This is a genomic window from Undibacterium cyanobacteriorum (assembly GCF_031326225.1).
Classification (GTDB): Bacteria; Pseudomonadota; Gammaproteobacteria; order Burkholderiales; family Burkholderiaceae_D; genus Undibacterium; species Undibacterium cyanobacteriorum.
On the sequence record NZ_CP133720.1, the window covers coordinates 3,843,150 to 3,864,356 of the forward strand.

17 protein-coding genes are annotated in these 21,207 nt (G+C 49.8%); 8 read left to right on the plus strand and 9 right to left on the minus strand.

Translation table 11 applies throughout. The annotated features are described in order from the left end of the window. Positions 1 to 380: 380 nt before the first annotated feature. Positions 381 to 1,307, minus strand: coding sequence for a LysR family transcriptional regulator (locus tag RF679_RS15980; RefSeq protein ID WP_309481624.1), 927 nt, complete (start codon positions 1,305 to 1,307; stop codon positions 381 to 383). Between the two features lie 470 nt (positions 1,308 to 1,777). Here RF679_RS15980 and RF679_RS15985 point away from each other — a divergent pair, with 470 nt between their 5' ends. The 7 genes from RF679_RS15985 to RF679_RS16015 all read left to right on the plus strand — a co-directional run bounded on the left by RF679_RS15985 (position 1,778) and on the right by RF679_RS16015 (position 10,106). After that, positions 1,778 to 3,052 (plus strand): acyl-CoA dehydrogenase family protein, encoded by a 1,275-nt coding sequence (locus RF679_RS15985; RefSeq protein WP_309481625.1) that lies wholly within the window; start codon positions 1,778 to 1,780, stop codon positions 3,050 to 3,052. After that, the gene (locus tag RF679_RS15990) at positions 3,049 to 4,119 is read left to right on the plus strand and encodes a phosphotransferase family protein (RefSeq protein WP_309481626.1); all 1,071 of its coding nucleotides are present in this window, start codon (positions 3,049 to 3,051) and stop codon (positions 4,117 to 4,119) included. Before RF679_RS15985 ends, RF679_RS15990 begins: the two co-directional genes overlap by 4 nt. Positions 4,120 to 4,148: 29 nt before the next feature. Beyond that, positions 4,149 to 4,871, plus strand: a complete 723-nt coding sequence (locus RF679_RS15995) for a histidine phosphatase family protein (RefSeq protein ID WP_309481627.1) — start codon at positions 4,149 to 4,151, stop codon at positions 4,869 to 4,871. 22 nt (positions 4,872 to 4,893) lie between these two features. Further along, on the plus strand, positions 4,894 to 5,736 hold the full coding sequence (locus RF679_RS16000; protein WP_309481628.1) for an SDR family NAD(P)-dependent oxidoreductase: 843 nt from the start codon (positions 4,894 to 4,896) through the stop codon (positions 5,734 to 5,736). Positions 5,737 to 6,006: 270 nt separating this feature from the next. Next, positions 6,007 to 8,400 carry a bifunctional diguanylate cyclase/phosphodiesterase gene (locus tag RF679_RS16005; protein WP_309481629.1) on the plus strand — a complete coding sequence of 798 codons (2,394 nt, stop codon included), beginning with the start codon at positions 6,007 to 6,009 and terminating at the stop codon, positions 8,398 to 8,400. Beyond that, complete coding sequence (locus tag RF679_RS16010; RefSeq protein ID WP_309481630.1) at positions 8,393 to 9,328, plus strand: hypothetical protein; 936 nt, start codon at positions 8,393 to 8,395, stop codon at positions 9,326 to 9,328. Before RF679_RS16005 ends, RF679_RS16010 begins: the two co-directional genes overlap by 8 nt. A gap of 97 nt (positions 9,329 to 9,425) precedes the next feature. Continuing rightward, complete coding sequence (locus RF679_RS16015) at positions 9,426 to 10,106, plus strand: methylamine utilization protein (protein WP_309481631.1); 681 nt, start codon at positions 9,426 to 9,428, stop codon at positions 10,104 to 10,106. Positions 10,107 to 10,230: 124 nt separating this feature from the next. Here the strand turns inward: RF679_RS16015 and RF679_RS16020 are convergent, their stop codons facing one another. Both RF679_RS16020 and RF679_RS16025 read right to left on the minus strand, forming a co-directional pair. Continuing rightward, positions 10,231 to 10,800 (minus strand): outer membrane beta-barrel protein, encoded by a 570-nt coding sequence (locus tag RF679_RS16020; RefSeq protein ID WP_309481632.1) that lies wholly within the window; start codon positions 10,798 to 10,800, stop codon positions 10,231 to 10,233. Positions 10,801 to 10,955: 155 nt separating this feature from the next. Beyond that, on the minus strand, positions 10,956 to 11,435 hold the full coding sequence (locus RF679_RS16025) for an Lrp/AsnC family transcriptional regulator (RefSeq protein WP_309481633.1): 480 nt from the start codon (positions 11,433 to 11,435) through the stop codon (positions 10,956 to 10,958). A gap of 285 nt (positions 11,436 to 11,720) precedes the next feature. Between RF679_RS16025 and rocF the strand changes: the two genes are divergently transcribed. Next, positions 11,721 to 12,644, plus strand: a complete 924-nt coding sequence (rocF, locus tag RF679_RS16030; RefSeq protein ID WP_309481634.1) for an arginase — start codon at positions 11,721 to 11,723, stop codon at positions 12,642 to 12,644. 90 nt (positions 12,645 to 12,734) lie between these two features. Here rocF and proB read toward each other — a convergent pair whose 3' ends face one another. From proB to RF679_RS16060, 6 genes are all read right to left on the minus strand, one after another. Then, positions 12,735 to 13,856, minus strand: a complete 1,122-nt coding sequence (proB, locus tag RF679_RS16035) for a glutamate 5-kinase (RefSeq protein WP_309481635.1) — start codon at positions 13,854 to 13,856, stop codon at positions 12,735 to 12,737. A gap of 227 nt (positions 13,857 to 14,083) precedes the next feature. Beyond that, positions 14,084 to 16,921 (minus strand): DUF3857 domain-containing protein, encoded by a 2,838-nt coding sequence (locus RF679_RS16040; RefSeq protein WP_309481636.1) that lies wholly within the window; start codon positions 16,919 to 16,921, stop codon positions 14,084 to 14,086. A gap of 370 nt (positions 16,922 to 17,291) precedes the next feature. Next, on the minus strand, positions 17,292 to 18,404 hold the full coding sequence (gene cgtA, locus RF679_RS16045; RefSeq protein ID WP_309481637.1) for an Obg family GTPase CgtA: 1,113 nt from the start codon (positions 18,402 to 18,404) through the stop codon (positions 17,292 to 17,294). 466 nt (positions 18,405 to 18,870) lie between these two features. After that, a complete protein-coding gene (gene rpmA, locus RF679_RS16050; protein WP_309481638.1) occupies positions 18,871 to 19,128 on the minus strand; it encodes a 50S ribosomal protein L27 in 258 nt (85 codons plus the stop codon). A 62-nt stretch (positions 19,129 to 19,190) separates the two neighbouring features. After that, positions 19,191 to 19,502: a 50S ribosomal protein L21 gene (rplU, locus tag RF679_RS16055; RefSeq protein WP_309481639.1), complete on the minus strand. Its 312-nt coding sequence runs from the start codon at positions 19,500 to 19,502 to the stop codon at positions 19,191 to 19,193. A 296-nt stretch (positions 19,503 to 19,798) separates the two neighbouring features. Further along, complete coding sequence (locus RF679_RS16060; RefSeq protein ID WP_309481640.1) at positions 19,799 to 20,824, minus strand: glycosyl hydrolase family 18 protein; 1,026 nt, start codon at positions 20,822 to 20,824, stop codon at positions 19,799 to 19,801. Positions 20,825 to 21,207 lie beyond the last annotated feature (383 nt).

The window sequence follows — 21,207 nt, forward strand, 5'->3', positions numbered from 1 at the left end:
CTTCGCTTTGCTCAGCCCAACCTACGGATTGTCTCGCTTGCGACCATTGGAGCATCATGATGTTGCTTCACGCTCCATTCAAACCCATCCCCACCCTAGCCCTCCCCTTGAAAGGGAGGGGATTTATCGGCTTAAATACGTGCGCGATTATGCTCAAATTTTGAGTCCAATTTATTGCTGTATTCATGAACATCAACGGTCTAAGATTCGTTACAGCACTTCAGCGCGCGTTGTTAGCCCCTTCCCCTTCAAGGGGAAGGTTGCGACGGGTTTTGTTGAGACTCGTAGGTTGGGCTGCTAAGCCCAACGTTTCCCATTCTTCTAACCATCAACGTTGGGCTTCGCTTTGCTCAGCCCAACCTACGGGTTGTCGCACCCACCTACTCTTCACCCCGCATCACCTCTATCAGCTGTTGACGTAGCCAAACGTGGGCGGGGTCGTTTTCGGTGTTGGCATGCCAATAGAGATGCGCATCAATGGGTTGTGTGGCGAGTGGGAATGGATCGATGCGATTGTTGAATTGCGCGTTGGCGATAGTGGCGTAATGCTCGGGCATGGTGAGAAATAAATCGGTGCTGGCCACCACGCGGCATGCGGCGAAATAATGCTGGCAGCGCAAGGCGATCTGGCGGCGCAAGCCTTCACGATTGAGTTCCATATCCTCTAAACCCAAACCTTTACGACGCGATGAGACCAATACGTGCGTTTGCGCCAAGTAGGTGTCGAGGTCCAACGCTTTGCTCTTCTTACGGTAGAACGCTGGATGCTCTTGGCGCGACAACACGATCAAGCGATCGCGGGTGACGCGCTGTTGGCGTATCAGCGCATTCGAAGAAATAGGCATGGGCACATCCAGCACCATATCGAGATTACCGCTACTAAGCTCGGTTTCGATTTCGGCGCGCTCAACCCGCACACTCGCAATAGTGATACCTGGTGCTTGCGCCGCGATGCGTTGCATCAGTTGTGGCAACAAGGTCGCTTCAAAGACATCACGCAAGCCGAGGTTGAAACCACGCTGCGTCTGACTCGCATCGAAATTTTGCTCGGTTTGCAAACTCGCTTCAAACAACTGCAAACCCTGACGCACCTGCATGATGATGCTACGTGTAAACGGCGTTGGTGCCATTACTGAACCTTGACGCACAAACAAAGGATCATTGAACATCGCACGCAAACGCGCCAAGGCATGACTCAGTGCAGGCTGGCTCAAATTCAGCACCTGACTGGCACGTGTAATGCTGCCTTGCGTGTAAATGGCATCAAGGACGACGAAGAGATTGAGGTCGGTGCGTGAAATATGCATAAAATGAATTATACGATATGCAAATCATTCATTTGATCTATTTTTTAGTGGATCGTATGCTGACGTTTTGTGATTCATATTTGAACCTGACTCTAGCCAAAACAATACGCAAGCCGCCAACTCAATTGCAGACCATCCCCTCTCCCGCACGCGGGAGAGGGCTAGGGTGAGGGGCGCTGAGAAATGGGACTGTTTGTCGAATCCTCACTTCAAGTAAAAACATAGAGATGATCAGCAAGATAAAAAGTGTAGTCATGCCGGAACCACCCTCATCCCCTGCCCTTCTCCCGCTCGCGGGAGAAGGGAGTTTGTGGTTATTACGTGACTATTGAACGCGTCGATAACTTCCGCATCCCCTCTCCCGCAAGCGGGAGAAGGGAGTTTGTAGTAGATCTCCCCCAGCATTGAACATCGAAGAAAAAACTCATCAGCATTAAGTCAGTCTTCAATCAGCATTAAGAAAGCACACCATGAATTTCGATCATTCCCCCGTCGCCAAAGAGCTGATCGCTCGCATGCAAGCCTTTATGCAAGAGCATGTCTTACCCGCCGAAGCGAGCTACTATCAACAGCTCAAAGGCGGTAGCGATTGGACGCAATGGCAGCAGCCTGCTGTGATGGAAGAGCTCAAGGCCAAAGCCAAAGCGGCTGGTTTGTGGAATCTGTTTTTGCCTGAAGATGGGGCGCGCCTAGCGAATGTTGACTATGCACCATTGGCTGAAATTACCGGACGTTCGATGATGGCGCCTGAGGTGTTTAACTGCAACGCGCCTGACACGGGCAATATGGAAGTCTTGGTCAAATATGGATCAGAAGCGCAGAAGCAGCAATGGTTGAAGCCGCTCATGAATGGTGAGATTCGATCTGCGTTTTGCATGACCGAACCCGATGTCGCCTCAAGTGATGCCACCAATATGGAGGCGACTGCTTTTGTCGAAGGTGATGAAGTCGTTTTGAATGGCCGCAAGTGGTGGAGTTCGGGCATCGGTCATCCGAATTGCAAAGTGTTGATCTTCATGGGCTTGAGTGCGCCTGAGGCCGACAAACATCGTCAACATTCTATGGTACTGGTGCCACTCGACACGCCCGGCGTGAAGATAGAAAGAATGCTGCCGGTATTTCATACCTTGGATGAGCCCTTTGGTCACGGCGAAGTCAGTTTTACTAACGTACGCTTGCCCTTGTCTGCCATCATAGGCGGTAATGAGCAAGATCCTGCTCACGGCATTGGTCGCGGCTTTGAAATTGCCCAAGGACGTTTGGGGCCAGGTCGTATTCATCACTGTATGCGTGCGATTGGCGCCGCGGAATACTCCTTAGAACTCTTATGCCAACGCGCGCTGAGTCGGGTCGCGTTCGGCAAACCCTTAGCAAAATTAGGCGGCAATGCCGACATCATCGCCAATGCCCGGATGGCGATCGAACAAGCGCGTTTATTAACTTTGAAAGCTGCATGGATGATGGATACCGCTGGCGTGAAAGCAGCCATGAGTGAGATTTCGCAAATTAAGGTGATTGCACCGAATGTGGCAACGCAAGTCATCGATGCGGCTATGCAAATCCATGGCGGCGCTGGCTTGTCGGATGACTTCCCACTCGCCGCCTTGTATGCCTATGCCCGCGTGCTGCGCATCGCCGATGGCCCCGATGAAGTGCATCGCGGCTTGATCGCTAAACTCGAATTACAAAAACAAGCATTGCAAAGCCAAGCCATTCCTAACCAAGCCATGCGGGGTCAGGCATGAGCGACTTTAATGATCGTGCGGGTCAAGTCCGCAGTGGTGAAGAATTGCCGATGGCAGCCATCGAGCATTTCATCAAACAGCATCTACCCGATTTACAAGGCCAGGCTGAACTTGAGCAGTTTTCAGGCGGCGCTTCGAATCTGACTTACTTGCTACGCTTTCCCGATCGTGATTTGATACTGCGTCGTCCGCCGTTTGGTCATAAGGCCAAGTCCGCGCACGATATGCTCCGTGAAGCGAAGATCATGCAGGCTCTCAAGCCCGTGTATCCCTATGTGCCGACAGTGATCGCTGCGTGCGACGATGCCAGTGTGATGGACTGCGATTTCTATGTCATGGAACGCATTCACGGCATCATCCCCCGTCACAATTTGCCCAAAGGTTTAGTGTTAAGTGAAGCAGAGACGCGCGCCTTGTGTTTGAGTGTGCTCGATAAAATGATCGCCTTGCATCAGATTGATTACAAAGCAGCGGGCTTGGAAAGCATCGGTAAAGGCGAAGGCTATGTGCAACGCCAAATGGATGGTTGGAGTGAACGCTACCGCAAAGCCAAGACCGACGATGTCGGCGATTTCGAGCAAGTGATGGCGTGGCTGAAAGCGAAAATGCCTGCGCGCGATGTGGCAACCTGCATCATTCACAATGACTTCCGCTTTGATAACGTGGTACTCAATCCCGACGACATTACCGACGTGATTGGGGTGCTCGATTGGGAGATGGCAACACTCGGCGACCCGTTGATGGATTTGGGGAATACCCTCGCCTATTGGGTGCAAGCAGATGATGACGCAGTGTTCCAATCGGTGCGCCGTCAGCCTACGCATTTACCAGGCATGTTGAGCCGTGCTGAAGTGATCGCCTATTACGGTGAGAAGACGGGCTATCGGGTCGATAACTTTGACTTCTATGCCATCTTTGGTTTGTTCCGCTTAGCCGTGATTGTTCAACAAATTTACTATCGCTTCTTCCACGGTCAAACCACCAATCCAGCTTTCGCCAATTTTGGCAAAATGAGTCTGTATTTGGAACAGCGCTGTTTGCGTCTCATCGCAGGCTCGGCCTTGTGAACCGCATCGAGTCATTGAAAGACGGATTGATGAATAGCATTTTCCTGATACGGCACGGGCAGGCCAGTTTTGATGCCGATGACTACGACCAACTGTCGCCACTCGGCATGGAACAATCACGCCTGTTGGGTGTGTGGCTGCGTAGCATGGGCTACCAACCCGATCATATTGTCTGTGGCGCGGCCAAACGCCATCGTCAGACCGCACAACACTGTTTGCAAGCCTGGCGGCAAGACCTGTATCAGCACCCCGAACAGGAATGGCTGATCGATGCCGGCTTCAATGAGTTCGATCACGAACAAGTGATCTTGCAAGCCCACCCGCGCTTCACGAATTTCCGAGAACTACGTCATTTCGTCGAACAGCGGGCTCAACCGCGGCGCGCCTTTCAAGAGCTTTTTACACAAGCGATGCAACGCTGGGTAAGTGGTGAACATCAAGACTATGCCGAAAGCTGGTCTCACTTTCAACAGCGTTGCCGCGCTGCGTTACAAGGCGCTTGCGAGCGCGAGGGGCAAATTTGGATTTTTACTTCAGGCGGCACCATCTCGGTCTTACTGCAAGAAATTCTGGGCATCAGCGATGCCAAGATTTTTGATTTGAATGCCAGCTTGGTCAACAGCGGCGTCTCGCGTTTGCATTACCGCACCAGTCGGCACGATCACACTGTACGCCATATCAGCGTCGCCAGCCTCAATAGCGCTGTGCATTTAGAAATGCATCAAGCGCCTGCCCTCATTAGTTATCGATAATTTCAATTTGTTTGGAGACCCCATGAAAGATTTACAGAACAAAGTCGCGGTGATTACCGGTGCCGCCGAAGGCATCGGTAAAGCCTTGGCACAAGCGGCAGCGGCGCGCGGTATGAAGTTAGTGTTGGCCGACATCAGTGCCGAACGTTTACAAGCGACCGTCAGCGAATTCGAACAGCAAGGCGTTGCGGTGCTCGGCGTCGTCACGGACGTCGCCAAAGAATCCGCCATTCAACACTTAGCCGATCAAGCCTATGCACGTTTTGGTGCAGTTCATCTATTGATCAATAATGCCGGTGTCGCGGTCGCTAAGTCAGCATGGGAAACCACAGCGCAAGACTGGGAATGGGTGATGGGAGTCAATCTGTATGGTGTCACGCACGCCCTGCGCATCTTTGTACCGCGTATGTTGGCGCAAGATGAAGAGGCCCACATTGTCAACACCGCCTCCATGGCAGGCATGATTTCAGCACCGGCCTTAGCTGCCTACAATGTCAGCAAATTCGGGGTAGTGACTTTGACCGAAGGTTTGTATCACGATCTGACTCTGCGCCAGAGCAAGATCGGCGTTTCTGTTTTATGCCCCAGCTGGGTCAACACTCGTATCGTCGAATCGGAACGCAATCGCGATGCCGAGCAAAGAACCAAGGTCGAGACTCTCGAAAAAGTCTCCGCAAAGACTTCGGCAGCCATCATGAAGGCCGTCGAAAATGGCTTAGCGCCAGAGACGGTTGCCGAGCAAGTCATGCAAGCAGTACTGGCCAACCAGTTCTACATTTTGACGCACGCAGATTCGCTCCCAGCGGTGAACGTTCGTGCGCAAGATATTTTACAAGGTCGCCAGCCGAGCTTGCTACCGATCTAAAGCAGCTCGCACAGATGGAAAATTAGACGCAGAAATTTGCAAAAAACCGACGAAAAACCCACTCCACCCGCCAGATTTTCCCGAATCTGGCGCAGTCTTCTCATTTCTGCTGCGTCAGCATGGGCAGCATCCGCAAACTGTTCTATGATAGAGAACGCCAATCACAAGCAGCATGCTTGCTGTTGATGTCGTTCTCAAGTTCTGCATTCTGAACTAATCGCTTTTTGTCGTATCAAATCCGTTTCTTGGCTCCGTCACGGGACTCCGACCATGCGTATTCGGCATTTACAAACGCGCATCATTATCGCCTTCTCGGTCTTATTACTGATCGTGCAGGTCGTCTCGCTTGTCTTCGTGAATAGCTTTATTTCCAAGAGTGCCAACAAGGATATCGAGCACAATCTGCTAGCCGGTGAAAAGATCTTCAATTCTATCCGTGCCGACAATACCAAATGGCTGACGCAATCCGCAGGCATCCTCACTTCCGACTTTGCCTTTATCAAAGCGGTCGCTACCGGTGATCGGAATACCATCGTTTCGGTCTTACAAAATCATGGTGGTCGGATTAACGCCGACATCGCGATGTTAGTCGGCACCGATAACGTCTTGGTGGCTGACACTTTAGCCAGAAGTCATGCTGGTCAGACCTTCGCCTTTCCACAACTAATTAAAGCTGCGGAAGAACATGGACAAACCAGTGCGGTGGTGATGTTTGAGGGCAAGCTGTATCAACTCGTGGTGGTGCCCGTCATGGCACCGCTGCCGGTGGCATGGCTGGCCCTAGGCTTCGTCATTGATGATCAATTTTCTGCCAACCTTAAATCGCTCACTGGCTTAGAAGTATCTTTCATGGTGCCACGCGCCGATACGCGTCAATGGCAGTTAATCGCCACCACACTGCCCACGGAGAATGCCAATACTTTGCCACGCGACATTCATTCCTCAAGCGAGACGAATACGAGTAATGAGACCGATGCCGACGCCTATGTCAAAGTGATTTCCTTAGCGAACGAAGACTACCTGACCCGTATTTCCCGCCTCAAGCTCAATACAGCGGCAGGCAACCAAGAAGCGGTGACGGTCTTGCAGCAATCACTCGATATCGTCTTGGCGCCTTTACGCCGACTACAGATGATTTTGATTTTGCTGGGGGTGCTAGCACTCGGTGCAACATTGGCAGCCTCATTTCGAATTGCCCGCAACATCACTCGCCCCTTGCGCGACCTAGGAACGCTCGCACAAGCGATCGAACAAGGGCGCTACCAGTCGAATACAGTCGTCGCACGCGATGCCGAAGTACATCAACTCGCCTCCGCCATCAACAACATGGCGCAAGGGATTGCCGTGCGCGAAGAACGGATTAGCGAGTTGGCTTACCGCGATACGCTCACTGGGCTCGCCAATCGCACAGCGTTCGTGCAGGCCATCGAAGATTACCTGCGCACCGAAAAACGCTTCTCGATCTTGCTCATGGATATCGATCGTTTTAAGGACGTGAATGATATTTTGGGGCACCACATCGGTGATTTACTCCTCAAAGAAATCGTCAGGCGATTATTAGAACAAACCCAGGGTCAATGGAGTATGTTGGCACGCCTTGGTGGTGATGAATTTGGCTTGTTGGTGGAGAGCGATACGCCGCAGGCAGCAATCCAACTTTCGCAACAAATCCGCACCGCCTTAGATCAAGCCATCCTGCTAGAAGGCCACCAAGTGATTGCCAGTGGCAGTATCGGCATTGTGCATTCACCCTTACATGGTCAGCAGCAGAACGCTTTGCTGCGCCACGCGGAATTAGCCATGTATGCCTCCAAGCGAAGCAATAGTGGATACGTGGTGTATGACACCGCGCTCGAAGCACATGCGAAACAAAACTTATCGCTCATGGCAGAACTACGCCATGCCGTTGAGCATCAGGAGCTCAAATTATTTTATCAGCCGAAGGTCGACCTCCGTAGTAACACGATTGCCGAAGTTGAAGCGCTGATTCGTTGGCAGCATCCCAAACGCGGCATCATTCCGCCAGACCAATTTATCCCCTTTGCCGAAAGCACGGGCTTCATCGCCACCATTACCGAGTGGGTGATTAATGAGGCCTTGCGGCAGCGACATCAATGGGAACAAATGCGGTTGAGTCTCAGCATTTCGATCAATATTTCCGCGCGTGACCTGCTCAATCCTAGATTGCCACAGATTTTCGAACAGGCCATGCAACGCTATCAAGCTTCCGCCGATTGGATTACCCTAGAGATCACCGAGAGTGCCATTATGACGGATCCGCAAAGTGCCTTAGAGGTGCTAAATCATTTACATCAAAGCGGCTTCAGAATGTCGATCGATGATTTTGGCACTGGCTATTCCTCACTCGCCTATTTGAAAAAACTGCCCGTCAGCGAACTGAAAATCGATAAATCCTTCATCACCGATATGGAAAACAATCATGACGATGAGGTGATCGTTCGCTCCACCATTGATCTAGGCCATAACATGGGCTTGCACGTGATCGCTGAAGGTGTCGAAAATCAAGCCACTTGGGACGCCCTGCGCGATATGGGCTGCGATAGCATACAGGGTTATTTTGTCAGCAGACCACTAGCCGCAGATGTATTGGAAACATGGCTACAAAGTTCACATTGGAAATTTAAAGCACAACATCATGACTAAGTCAGATCACACTTCTCTTTTTGCGCTAGTCGCGGGACGCAGCCATTGGACGCCGCGATTTGTTCAGGGTCTCGGCCTCCTATGCGCCTCCTTTCTTTTTACGACGCCAGCCGTCGCCGAAGACTTCTTGCAGTTTGATACTCAACTCAAGCGCGACAATAATCTCGGCAATTCTCGTGTGCGTTACGCCGTGGCCGACAACTCCTTGATCAACACTTTGAATGTCGGTCGCATCGCCACGTTGGGAGACGATCCGATCACGGTCATTTTGAATGGCAAGCTGGCCTCGACCAGCTATAACCGCTTTACCGGCTTAAGCCACCGCGACCTCGGCGGCACAATCGAAGTCAAAAAGAAGTGGGGCCTAGGACCTTACGCCCCCGTCTTCTCAGGGCAACTTGGGTACGAACGCCAGCTGTTTGAACAAGCGGATCGTACACAAGATATACAGCATGCTGAACTCCGCTTAAGCAAGCGTGTGATCGAAAACCTGAATCTGAACGCGACTTGGCGACTCACGCAACATCATGCCGCTGATAATCGTAGTGTCGAGGAAGACTATTCGGGTGCGGTCTATGATGGACGCTACCACACTTGGAGTGTAAGCGCGGACTACAGTATCTTCGGCGATCATCTACTTGGCTTGCAGTACAGCCAACGCAAGGGTGATCTGGTCGTTACCACTGTTTCTGACTCGGCAGCGATTTACAGCGTGGCCAAAGCAATTCGTCCTGACCCCGCCTTTGGAGCAGATCGCGATGCCTATCGTTTGGACGGTGAAATTAAATCATGGGGATTCAGCTACACCATTCCCCTCAACCGTCAATGGGACCTTCAATTTGAAAATCAAAAACATGACTCTCGTGTTAGCAACGGAGTCACTTATGCAAAACGCGTGTATAGCGTCTCTGCGCATTTCAAATTTTAAGTTGAATCACTTTGGTGGGCCAAGCGATATGCAACAGCTCAGCCATTAGAAGACTAAAGAAGCAAAAAATAAAATAAATATCAGTGGAGGCAAGCTTATGCGTTTGAACTTTCGTTTCTCTCAATGGTGCTACTACACCGTACTATGCCTTGCAGCTCACAGTATCAGCGCCTCCGCGAACGCGGCCGACTTGCGCATTAAAGTCAGCGATAAAAAAGGTCGAGCTGTAGAAGATGCGGTCGTTCTGGCAACACCGAGCGATCTCAGTAAGATTAAAAACCTGAAAGCCAAAGATGAGGTGATTGATCAAATCGACAAAGAGTTTGTGCCATTTGTGAAGCCGCTCTTGGTCGGCTCCAAAGTATTTTTCCCGAACAAGGATGATGTACGCCACCACGTGTATTCATTCTCGGCCGCTAAGACTTTTGAATTACAACTGTATTCGGGTAAGACCGCGCCGCCGGTCGTGCTTGATAAAGCGGGCATTGTTGTCTTGGGATGCAATATCCATGATTGGATGTTGAGCTATGTGTATGTGGCCGAAACGCCCTATTTTGGCAAGACCGATAAAGACGGCAACGTACAAATTGCTGACTTGCCGAACGGTGAATATCAACTGAAAATTTGGCACCCAAGTATGGGCATGACTTCTGGTGAAAATGGCGCGAAAATCAAATTCGATGATTCAACACCTGCAATTAAACTCGATTGGAGTATCGCAACCAAAGCCATCGTTCGCATCCCTCGTAAATCGAGCACTCAAAGCAATGGCTACTAGAATCACATAAGCTTGATACCTAGCAGTCGCCACACGAGGTCTGTCGCTTCAAGTAAAACCCGCAACAAAAAACCCCTTGGATTGATTCACAAGGGGTTTTCTTTTCTACCGCAGTCGTCGCGTATCAGAATGAAGATTGAAGACCAACAGAGAACATATTGACGTTAGACGTTGTATCTGGATAGCCAGATGCTTTCACGCGACGATGATCAAACTCTGCGCGCAATGACAGGTTTTTATCGACAGAATACAAAACACCGAAGCCGACCAATGGTTGTGTCGAGTAGTTGTTATCGGAACCTTGCGCGCCGCCTACACTGGCGATCAATTCGCCTTTCATAAAGGCCGCGCCAACTTTACCGAAACCGCGGAAGCGATTCATTTCTGGCGTTTTGAAAACACCAGCAAGATCAAAACCACGACCATTGAAAGTCGCTTTCAAATTACTGATATTGAAGCTGACTTCATTCAAATAAACATAGCCACCTTCCAAAGCGAAGGTTTGATTGAATTCATAACCACCATACAATTTAAAACCAGCGGCGCCAGTGCTGCATGGATTCGTACCAGTGCAATCAACACTCCACTTAGTGCGACCAACCGTGCCACCCAAGTAAGATTGAGCGGATGCTTGAGCACTGATCATTGCGCATGCAACTGCGAAAACAGCTGCAAAAATGTTTTTCTTTAACATGGACACCACCTAAATAAAGTTTAATCGTCACTGCAACCAGGCTCAGTGCAAATCAACACACGTCGGTAAAGATCCGCAAAGTTGAGACTGGGACAGAGGCTGAATTTTACCTTGCCATCCTCATCATGCCCAGAATTCTTGCAAAAAGCGTTGCATCAAGATGAACTTTGCTGTCCCAAAGCCATAATGGGTAAGCTACTCACGGGTTTAATCTCTTCCATACACACCATAGAACGCACATTCCCTACACCGGGAACCTGCATCAATTTATCGGTCAAAAATTGCGACAGGCCCTTCAAATCATTCGCGACCACTTTTAAGAGATAGTCAAAGTCACCTGAAATCGTATGGCATTCGATAATCTCAGAGAAAGTCATGATTTTCTTCTCGACTTCGCGCACATTGCGATACTGCTCACGATCTAAGGACAAGTTCACATAGGCCATCACACCAAGTCCTAGGGCTTCACGATCCACGCGAGCCGAATAACCACGTATCACCTGCTGCTCTTCTAAGGCGCGCACCCGTCGTAAAGTCTGCGGTGGCGACAAATGTATCTTCTCTGCCAATTCCAGATTGCTCATGCGACCATCGGCCTGCAAATGTCGCAAGATATTGAAATCATAGTTATCCATTTTGTTTTCCGAACGAAAGTTTGCAATACAAGGAAATTTTTGCACACTTTTTCGGATTATGCGAAATATAATTTCTTTCAACCTGCAATCCAGAAAAAATTTAGAAATTTCTTTTGGGCTGGAATTGTCTATAATTTCGTCCGCTTTAGGTGTATGTGCGGTGAATGTGCAGCGAAACCAAGGCAGCCAAATACCAGCCCGTGTTCATGCATAACAGTGACCACATCACCACTTTTGATTTTCGGGGCTCAGCCCTCAACCCAACTTGAGCAGGATCACAGCGAGATGACAAAGACAATTTCTCTGATTGGTGCACCAACCGATGTCGGTGCAAGTGTTAAAGGTGCAGGCATGGGTCCTGATGCATTGCGCGTGGCAGGTCTAGCGCAGGCTTTGGAGGCGCGCGGTTTGGCGGTCATCGATCACGGCAATTTGCATGGTCCTGCCAATCCCTGGCAAGCACCGGTCAATGGTTTGCGTCACTTGAATGAAGCGATCGATTGGAATCAAGCGGTCTACGACGAAGTCAGCAATGCCTTGAAGTTGGGCCACTTCCCCATGATGATGGGTGGCGATCACTGCTTGGCCATCGGCTCCATTAGCGCGGTAGCGAAACACTGCAAAGACACGGGTAAAAAATTGCGTGTGTTATGGTTCGATGCCCACGCTGACAGCAACCTTTCCACGATTAGCCCAACCGGCAATATCCACGGCATGCCAGTCGCCTGCTTAATGGGTCATGGCCCAGAACAACTGATCGCTTACGGTGGCTACACACCTGCGATGCAACCAAATGAAATCCGTCAAATCGGGATTCGTAGTGTCGACGATGGCGAACGTCAATTCATTCATGATTTGAGCATTCCTGTGTTCGATATGCGTTACATCGATGAACATGGTATGCGTGATGTGATGTTGAAAGCGCTCGACGGCGTTGATGAAAACACGCACATCCACGTCAGCTTCGACCTCGATTTCCTCGATCCGGATATCGCTCCTGGCGTTGGCACCGCAGTGTTAGGCGGACCGACTTATCGCGAAGCACAATTGTGCATGGAGATGATCGCTGATACAGGCCGTATGTGCTCCATGGATATCGTCGAACTCAATCCGGCTTTAGACTTGCGTAATCAAACTGCGCTCATGGCAGTGGATTTAATCGAAAGCTTGTTTGGCAAGTCGACTCTGGTGCGCATGGCGACCAAGTAAGTGAATTAGTGAAAGTAAGATGAAACCGCGTAGGTGCGATTAGCCAAGCGTAATCGCACCTACCGCACCCACGTTCTCCGCCGAGTTTGATCAACGCACGAGCACCAAATTATCGCGATGAATCAATTCGGACTCTTCGACGAATCCTAAGATACTTTCAATCTCACTCGATGCTTTGCGCATGATGCGACGTGCATCGCCGCTGCTGTAATTGCACAAGCCCTGCGCGATCACGATGCCAGCTGCATCCACACAACTGACAACCGAGCCGCGACCAAATTCTCCGCGCACTTCGGTCACGCCGATTGGCAACAAAGATTTGCCATCGCGCGTGAGCTTCTCGACCGCACCGGCGTCGAGCACCAATTGTCCCGAGGTTTGCAAGTGATCCATCATCCATTGCTTACGCGCCGCGAGTGGTGCGCGATCGGAGGCGAGTTCGGTGCCGATGGCTTCGCCTTGAGCTAATCGCACCAAGACGTTCGCCTCACGTCCCCATGCAATCACGGTATGTGCGCCAGAACGCGCGGCGCGCTTGGCCGCAAGGATCTTGGTCAACATACCGCCGCTCCCCACACTACTCCCGGCCCCGCCCGCCATTTCTTCCAAAGCCGGATCACCCGCACGTGCTTGATGCACGAATTGCGCCTCAGGATGCTTACGTGGATCGGCGGTGTACAGGCCTTTTTGGTCCGTCAAAATAATCAAGGCATCGGCCTCGACGAGATTGGCGACCAAGGCACCTAAGGTATCGTTATCACCAAACTTAATCTCATCCGTGACCACGGTGTCGTTCTCATTAATCACCGGCACCACGCCGAATTCCAAGAGTGTGGTGAGGGTCGAACGCGCGTTCAAATAGCGTTCGCGATCAGCTAGGTCGGCATGCGTCAAAAGAATTTGCGCCGTGCCCAATGCGTGTTCGCGAAAGCAGCTTTCGTAGATTTGCGCTAAGCCCATTTGCCCGACCGCGGCACAGGCTTGGAGCTCATTGATTGCCGTCGGTCGCGTTTCAAAACCGAGGCGCTTACGCCCTTCGGCAATCGCCCCAGAACTGACCATCACGACTTCTTTTCCCATCGCCCGCAGTGCGGCGATTTGTTGCGCCCAATTGGCGATCGCTTCGCGATCCAGGCCACGTCCCTCGTTCGTCACCAGAGAGGAACCGACCTTCACAATCAAACGTTTGGCATCTTGAATCAGAGATTGCATAAATTACTATTTTCTATCATTTCATTTGGGATGGAATGACTGAAATTATACATTATTCCGATTTGGTTTTATTTTTCAGAATTTTATTCTGCATTACTGTTGGGACTGACCACAATTACCTGAAGCAGTGAGTTGTTACGACACTTGCTATTGGCAAAAGAAAAAAGGGCAGCAAAATGCTGCCCTCCCCTTACTTGCCGCAATGGGAATTAAACCCTCAGAAAACTCTAATGATCCGGCGCCTTCGAATCCGGCTTTGTGACACTCCCTGATTTTGCTACGAAATCTTGCGCATCTATCTCTGGAGCCGTGTTTGGATTTTCAGGTGGCAATTTCTTTTCCGCCGGTACGATACCTAATGTCTGTAAGGCTTCGGCTTGCATTGGTGACGGTGGTGGCGGTAGAGTTTGGCCGATAATCCGCACAAAGGTTTGTTTGACTCGCTCTGACTTCACGACATAGAGGGTCCAAATCAAAGTATAGATTGCGCCACGAATCGCTTCTGCCCAATCCTTTACCGATACATCTGATGCCGTACTGAGCTGTTGCGCAAGCGTCAGATCGACGAAATGGAAGATGCTGATGCCCCAAAAGACACCTATAAATGCGCGCGGAAAACGGTGGCTGCGTTTGAAGAAGAAAATCACCACCACGGTCGACAAGATCGCGAAGCCAATATTAGCGCCCATCTCGACAATTAACAGAAGAATCAAAGAAGGATGAAAAGCTTCACTGGCTGGGTTCATCAATACTAGCCAAGTTGATAGGCCATATCCATCGAAATCCTTCAAGCCCCACAAAATCATGAGCGGTGTGAGTACGATGCCGATCGCCATTAGAATTAACCAGCCACCGATTTCCTCTGCTTGCTTGGGCGTGCTCGTATTCACCAACGCACGATCCGCACAATACCAACGACGTGCGATTTCAATCCAAATCACGCTGAACAAGAGCGCTATGACGATTGCCACCCAATTCATATCACTACGAATCAGGGCGCGGTCAGAGTGATCACTTTCGTTCGATGTCCCTTCCGCGTCTTCTTCGCCAGCAACCGTATCGACCTGCCAAATCATCAGCCCCAATGCATTCTTGGCGGCATCGACAGCCTCTGTGTGCTTGGTCATTTCATCCGCCAAAAGATGATCTTTGAGGCTGCGATAGTGATCAATCATGATGATCTTATCGCCCTGCAATTTGACGCGATGATGCACCTCAAAAGCGGGGCTGGTGAACTTGGTGTCTTCGTCCTTTAACTTCCACGCGCTCGGCAAACGGATTTCGGTGGTTTGCTCGATATCAATCGGATGATTCAATGCGTACGGTTGGTTGCGAATAGGCTGACCGGGGCGTGGCAAGATGCTTTCAATCTCGGGCGTGTAATACGAAGATTCGGTACGTTTCTTTTCTTCGTTGTGCGTCCACAATTTGTTGATCACGTAGTTTTCTGTGATGACCAAGCGATTTTGCATTTCATCATCGACCACCTTAGCCGGCTCGACTTGCTCAACACTCGGATAATAATGCGCATAAAAATTCAAGAAACGTTTCAGCAAATCTTCTCGGTTTTCCGAGCGCAGCATATTGCGCATGCTTTCTGCACTGACACCTTCGTAGACCGTTGTCACTTGAAACTTACTTGGTTGATCGAAGCCTGCGGATGTGTCGATCAACATATTCACTTTGCGTCGTTGAATTTGACTATCCACCGTCGCGATTGCTTTCAACTTGGTCGTACTCGGATCGATGATCAAGGCAAAGCCATAGTTGGGTTGATAGACCTTGCTCGCTGAGGGCACTTGTTTCGATCGCGTCGGATCCAACCAATATTCTTTACCGTCGAGTGTGGCGTGCACGATCACATGATTGAAGGCAAACGGCGTCGGCTCAGACAGCGCGACACTACGCTCCAAGCTGGTATGTACCAAAGCTGGCCAAGCTTTAATACCTAAGCCTTGCAGCAAAGTCAGCGTCAATAGAGTTTTATCTTTACAGTCGCCAAAGCGGCGTGACAACACCAGATCGGGCGGATTAGGAGCATGCGAGTTCATGCCGATTTCCACACCCAAATAGCGAATCTCTTTTTGTACATAGAGCAATGCCGCCATCATTTTTTGCGCGGGCTCTTTGTGTTCTGCATTGATCTTATCGATGATTTTTTGGATCGCTGCAGAACGTTGCGTGGGCAGCTGATACAAAGGTGTCGCCCACTGCGCGACGGACGCCCAATCACGATAGTCACTCCATTGCACGAAAGGATAAGGATCATGCCATTGCGGTGTCTCACTCGGCATGATTAATGCAGGGACCTGCTTGTTCTCCCAGACGTACTCTCGCATCTCTCCATTATCGAGAGTGCTGACCTCTTCCTTCGCATTACGATAAGTGAAATGAAGCGCTCGCTCTTTTTCAGTCACCAATCGATTGTACAAATGATGGACTGGTACACTGGCTTGAAAGTCAAAACTACCGGACTGCTTTCCCTTAAAGACGGGATTGCTGCCGCTAATGGTGTACGAATACTCGAGCACATCGCCGACTTGCACATCTTCGAGAAAAACATTCGCCGTTTTGCTGCCGTCGTAAATACGCGCTTCCAATTCCTTTTCACGCTGCAGCACTTGTATCTTTGCGGTCTTTAACTTATCAATCGCACGTCCCGCTCGCCGCAATGTGATGGCATGCAGGGATAGCTTTTGATAGGAAGGATCGAAACTAATTTCAACGTGCCCGAGTTGATCGAGCCCTTGTTCGTTGAGTGCCTTAATTGCGAAGTGCCGATAACTTTCTCTCTGCCCTTTTTCAATGCGCACCTGCGCATCAGCCAAAAGATAGAAAACCCCGCGACTGGTTTGATTATCTTTATTCACAGCGGCCACATCGACTTCGATGGGAGTCACCCATGCGTCACGTGGCTTGATCACATACTCTTTGGATTGCGTTGATTGGGCGCCGACCGGACTGACAAACAAGCAGCTCATCAAGGACAACAGTACACACAGCACCACACCACGGCCAGACCGTAAATGATGGCCAGAAAACACATTTTTAATGAAAAACATCATGGTAAAAATCGGAGAAAAGAAACGATGGAGTGCTACTGGCAAAATGAAACAATGCGGCGGGCTCTCCATATGTAAAACATTGATCAATTTACCACGAATGTAGAAAAATAAACATGCTTTTACGATGCGAGTGTTGCACAAAGATTCACGCCGCGCTGTTGCAAGATTGAGTAAGCCAGCACAAGTGCCACATCAAAAGATAAGCTTTCCATCCACGGGAAAAGAGCCAATAAAAAAGCCGGCAATTGCCGGCTTTTTTGGAAGGTCGCTTTTTGAGAGATCGCTCAAAGCAATCGTTCAAACAACTTGCCTACGAAATTGCGAGTTACGAGTTGCGAGTTGCGAATTGCAAGTTGCGAGTTGCGTAGGCTTATTCCTCGAATACTTTAAAACGAGGATCATCTGGATCGATAGAAAGAATGCCTTGCGCTTCTTCTTTCATTTGCGTTTCCAAAGAACGATGTTCCGCGGTGCGTTTCTCTTCGAGGTAGGCATAGATATCGTTCACCAAAGCTTGGCAACCTTCATGACTCAAGGCAGAGATCTCGAATACAGGGCCTTTCCAGCCAAAGCGTTTGACGAAATCTTTGACACGTTTTTTACGATCTTCTTCACTCAAAACATCGAGTTTGTTCAAGACCAACCAACGTGGCTTGTCAGCCAGTGTCTCATCGTACTTCTGCAATTCTTTGATGAGTGCTTTGGCGTCTTTGACAGGATCCGCACCTTCATCGAACGGTGCCAAATCGACGATGTGCAACAACAAACCGGTACGCTGCAAATGCTTCAAGAATTGCACGCCAAGACCAACGCCATCCGCTGCACCCTCGATCAAACCAGGGATATCAGCAATCACAAAACTGCGTTCATGACTGACACGCACCATCCCCAAATTAGGATGCAAAGTGGTGAAAGGATAATCGGCAATCTTAGGACGCGCATTGGACACCGCAGTAATGAAAGTCGATTTGCCTGCATTCGGCAAACCCAACAAGCCGACATCGGCCAAAACTTTCAATTCCAATTTCAATTCACGACGTTCGCCTGGTTTACCGTCAGTACGTTGACGTGGCGCGCGATTGGTCGACGATTTGAAATGGATATTACCCCAGCCGCCTTCGCCGCCGCGTGCCAACAAGACTTCTTGGCCATGCTCGGTGATATCAGCAATGATCTCGTCGGTATTGCGATCCATGATCAAAGTACCGACTGGCATGCGCAAGAAAATATCATCAGCGCCACGACCATAGCAATCGGAGCCGCGACCATTTTCACCATCTTTGGCTTTGTGCAATTTGGAATAACGGAAGTCGACCAAGGTATTGATGTTGCGATCACCGACAGCATAAATACTGCCACCACGACCACCATCACCACCGTCTGGACCACCAAAAGGACGGAATTTTTCACGGCAAAAAGAAGCGACGCCATTACCGCCATCTCCGGCGATCACTTCAATTCTTGCCTCATCAATAAATTTCATGTTTACTGCCTCTACTGTGTGAGCTTTGCTGCGTATCAATCGCCCATGTCGGGTACATCGACTACCGGCAAAACGTATGAACCGCCACGAGAACGCCCTACTTTCAACGTTCAGCATAGAGCCGATCAGCTCCCACGCACAGGGTTCACTTCTTTAGAAATTCGGAACCATTCAGAGTATGCATTCGTCTTTTATATCTCGCCGCTCATGCCTAGCTAGGCTATCAAGTACGCGATTTGAATGACACTGCACAAAGCTAAGATACATCATCTCGCCTTACTTTGCGCTTTTGCTGATGGATTTTGTTCTGTTTTTGTCACTGCATTCAACAATGACTGGGCCAGTCCTACCCGCTTGATTCAAACATGCTGAAAAACAAAGACCAGCTTGAAAACTAAAAAGGCTCTACCTATGGCAGAGCCTCTTGGTTGAAGCTTTCGCTTCCAGCAGATTGTGCGCTTATAAATTAAGCAGCAACAACCATGACTGTTTGACGCTTCAACGCGCCTTTAACCGCAAATTGTACTTTGCCTGTTACCAAAGCGTACAAAGTGTGGTCTTTACCCATACCAACGCCTTCACCTGCGTGTACTTTTGTACCGCGTTGACGAACGATGATACCGCCAGCATTGATAGCTTGGCCGCCGTAAACTTTAACGCCTAAGCGTTTTGACTCTGAGTCACGGCCGTTGCGCGTGGTGCCGCCGCCTTTTTTATGTGCCATTTAATAGCTCCTTGAAATCGAATAAATGTGCTTAACTTCTGAATGCTGCTTAAGTTGCAGAATTAACCGTTGATAGAAACGATTTGCAATTCAGTGTAGTTTTGGCGATGGCCTTGACGCTTTTGGTAGTGCTTACGACGACGCATTTTGAAAATGCGAACTTTGTCGTGACGACCTTGGCTGATAACCTTAGCGAGCACCGTAGCACCTGCGACCAAAGGAGCACCAAACTTAATGGATTCTCCAGCGCCCAAAGCGAGCACTTGATCAATGGTGATTTCGGAGCCAATGTCTGCAGGTATCTGTTCTACTTTAAGTTTTTCACCAGCAGCTACTTTGTATTGTTTGCCACCGGTTTTTATGACCGCGTACATGTGAAACCTCATCAATAAAATTTAGGGATAATTCCCGGAAATTTCCCGCTTTCATCGTCATCGTCCACCTCGCAGTCTGCGCCAATTTGGCTTCAAACTATTTCATGAAGTGACCGTGAAAAATCTGGGGAACTGCGGATTATACACAGGAACAGAGTTGAGGTCAAAAGCTTTCTGCACATTTTTTCAGCAGATTTAGCCAAACCCTTGCTATTTTTTTAGGAAAAAGTACTTAAAAATGAAGCACTTAGCCTTTGCGCTTCATATTTGGTGCTGTATATCCTGTGTTTTTGGAATTAAGGCTGACGCAGCTGTTGGATGGCCTTCCACGTGGCCGCTTGCCGCCATTTTGGTGCAGCGAGTTGCAAATCCCATAAGGCAATGCCTACTTTAAGTTGCTTCGCTTCTTTAAGATGATCAAGCACATCAGTGCCAATACCGCCCTGCGCCGCTTGATCACCCTCACCCCACGCGGCAAGCCAGGTCGGGAAACCCATCACGATTTGATGCGCTTGAAAGCCAGCTTGGCGACCAAAGTTCAATTGCCAACTGTATTTGAACATGGCCGCGCCATTCTCGCAGACGGCTCCCCCTTCTGGAGTAAAGGTCGCCGTACTGCCTTCATAAAGATCCTGATATCCCATGCTATGAATGGCATCCACATAGCCTTGCCAATCACGCCACCACGACATGTTCGGCGCATTCACACAGGGGCTATGAAAACTATCAACCGTCAAGAACTTCCCTTGGCTCTGAAGCTGGCGCGACAGGTTCTTCACAAAGGACGCATAGGCTTGACGATCAGCATCCAAATGTCCTTCGCCTTCAAGGTCAAGGTCAATCCCATCGAGATCATACTTCTTCATTTCTTTGAGTAGCGCCGCGGAGAAAATCTTGGGATTCTCGGCGAAAGCTCTGCGCGCAAGGGCCCAATCCCACTTCTTCATGACCTGCGAATTATTGTAGACCGTCAGCATGACTTGAATCTTACGCGCTTTCGCCCACCGAACAACTTCATGAATTTGACGTGGCGTGACTGGCGCTCCAGTTTCATTGATCGGGGCGAGGACCAGCCCCTTCCCGTCGGGACTTGGATTCCAAAACTGCAAACCAATGCGGGTAAGGCCTTTAGCGATTTCCGGGTCAGCATTCAGGGCATCTCGCGACTTCTCAATCGCGTAGGCCGGAATCCAACCAACCACATGTGTCTTTGATTGCTTGTGGGCAGCACCCGCGAAGCTCAGTGGAACAAGCAGGCAAGATGCCACCACTGTGATACCAGAGATCCAGATTCGAACCCAGCCAGAGAAGCTATTTTTCATTACAGCAACCGATATTATTTATACAGAATGCCATTGTTCACAAGTTTTTAAAATCCCGCAATTGGTATTTCACTGGTATTCAATCCATCTAAATTGTCAAGGCGCAACTGGGTGAAATCTAGCTGATTGGTATTCAGCATCCTTGCAACAGCTCTGGAATCCACGCCGCTCAGATTGGGAAACTCGCCAACTTTCAAACTCCCTGCCAAACACCCCTAAAAACCTCAAAGAAAACATAGGGAAATTTGACTTAGCCCGACTTCCCCTCAAATTCAAAGCAAAAATCGACCGGCTTTTTTGCAAGATTGGCTGCGCATCGTATAATCACGCCCTACTTCTTAATTGGATTTTTGCAGGATTCGCCTTGTCCGCCACGCCCAACC